Annotated in this window: 3 protein-coding genes; 2 read left to right on the top strand and 1 reads right to left on the bottom strand. The window is 74.9% G+C overall.

All coding sequences use genetic code 11. The features are described 5' to 3' along the window. Positions 1–704, bottom strand: a 704-nt coding sequence (locus tag QH283_RS06460) for a DAK2 domain-containing protein (protein ID WP_280502101.1), incomplete at its 3' end; no start/stop codon positions are given. A gap of 276 nt (positions 705–980) precedes the next feature. Here QH283_RS06460 and rpmB point away from each other — a divergent pair. Both rpmB and QH283_RS06450 read left to right on the top strand, forming a co-directional pair. Beyond that, positions 981–1,172 (top strand): 50S ribosomal protein L28, encoded by a 192-nt coding sequence (gene rpmB, locus QH283_RS06455; protein ID WP_011210730.1) that lies wholly within the window; start codon positions 981–983, stop codon positions 1,170–1,172. Between the two features lie 52 nt (positions 1,173–1,224). Further along, positions 1,225–1,653, top strand: coding sequence for a GNAT family N-acetyltransferase (locus tag QH283_RS06450; RefSeq protein WP_280502100.1), 429 nt, complete (start codon positions 1,225–1,227; stop codon positions 1,651–1,653). Positions 1,654–1,758 lie beyond the last annotated feature (105 nt).

Genomic DNA, 1,758 nt, shown 5'->3' with positions numbered 1-1,758 from the left:
CGCGTCACCGCCACCAGGGCGGCGACCAGGCCCACCAGCCCCCTGGCCCCCGCGCCCACGACTCCGGCCTCGCGCAGCACGCCCAACTGGGAGGGCGTCTCGCCCAGCGCCTTGGCCGCTCCCTCCGCCGCGGCCACCGCGACCTCGGCCGGCCGCACCGCGCCCGACCCGCTCGTCTCCCCCGGGCCGGCCGCCCTGACCGCGCCGTTCACTTCGACAGGCGGCTCCGCGACGCCCGCCGCGTCGACGCACGCCCTGGCCGAGGCGGCCGCGCAGTCGAGCACGGTCAGCATCGTGCCCTCGACCGGCGTGCTCAGGCTCGCCCGCACCAGGGCCGCCGACCGCGACAGCGCCTCGGCCAGGCTGCCTGCCGTGAGCGGGCCGTGCTCCCCCGCCTCGGCGAGGCCGCGCAGCACCTGGGAGAGAATGATGCCGGAATTGCCGCGCGCGCCCACGGTCGCGCCCCTGGCCATGGCGGCGGCGAGCGCGCGCACGGAGACCTCGGCCTCGCAGTCTCGTGCCGCCTGCGCGGCCCGCACCGCCGCACGCATGGTGACCAGCAGGTTCGTTCCGGTGTCGGCGTCGGCGACCGGGAAGACGTTGAGGGAATTGATCTCCGCGCGGCGCTCGGCCAGGCCGTCGACGCAGAGCAGGCCCCAGTGCAGCAACGCGGCGCTGTCGATCGTCTCCCGTTCGCCGGGCACGGTCCACCTCACTCCCTCACACCCGCTGACCACCGCCGTCCGCCAGGTTAGCGGCAGGCGGCGACAGCCGAACCGACAGCGGGCCGCGCGCCCCCGGTTTGGTCGATGCGGGACGCGGCGGTTACTCTTGCAGGGTTGCCACGCCGCACGTCACTCTCCGCGAGTTGCCGCGCCGCACGCCGGCACCAGTCGGCACCGGCACATCACGACATTGTTTCGGACATGCCGCCCGTCACGGGCTGCCGTCCCCCACTGAACACGAAGGAGTTCGCGACTATGGCTGCCGTCTGCGACGTCTGCGCCAAGGGCCCCGGCTTCGGGAAGTCGGTCTCGCACTCGCACCGGCGTACCAACCGTCGTTGGAACCCGAACATCCAGACCGTGCGCGCCCAGGTTGCCCCCGGCAACACCCGCCGCATGAACGTGTGCACCTCCTGCCTGAAGGCCGGCAAGGTCGTCCGCGGCTGAGACCGGCACGCTGGTTCACTCAGCAGAGCACAGCACACGCCCCGGCGCCCGAATGGGTGAGCCGGGGCGTTGCCGTTCCCGCGCCGAGCGGTCCTGGCGCGTCGTCCCCGCCGCGCCCGAGCACGCCCGCGGCATCGCGGCCTGTCACATCGCCTCCTGGCGCGAGGCCTATCGCGACCTGGTCCCCGCCCCGATGCTCGCCGCCTTCGACGTGGACCGGCGCGCGGACGCGGTGCTGCGGCAGCTGACCGCGCGCGGCGCCACGCGCACCCACGTCGCCCTCGACGGCGAGGAGGTGATCGGATTCGCCACGGTCACCACCCGGGAGGCTGCGCCGTGCGCCGAACTCGACGCGTTGTACGTGCGCGCATCCTGGTACGGCAGCGGTGTCGCCGACGAGCTGGTGCGCACCGCCGTCGACCCGGCTCTCCCGTGCACCCTGTGGGTCTTCGCCGCCGCCGCCCCCGCCCCCCCGGTCTAACCCCGGCACCGCAGGGGGCCCCCCCGCGCCCCCGCGGTCGAGGAGTTAAACGCACAGCCCCACCAGCGGCTGTCCCGAAACCGGCGGCGCGGCCGCGAGCCCGCG

This window comes from Nocardia farcinica (assembly GCF_029867845.1).
In the GTDB taxonomy this organism is placed as follows: domain Bacteria; phylum Actinomycetota; class Actinomycetes; order Mycobacteriales; family Mycobacteriaceae; genus Nocardia; species Nocardia farcinica_A.
This window is presented reverse-complemented; position numbering and strand designations above follow the sequence as displayed.

Bases quoted from the DNA above. Each gene is read 5' to 3' on its own strand.
- rpmB (WP_011210730.1), top strand. From the start codon at position 981: ATGGCTGCCGTCTGCGACGTCTGCGCCAAGGGCCCCGGCTTCGGGAAG.
- QH283_RS06450 (WP_280502100.1), top strand. From the start codon at position 1,225: ATGGGTGAGCCGGGGCGTTGCCGTTCCCGCGCCGAGCGGTCCTGGCGC.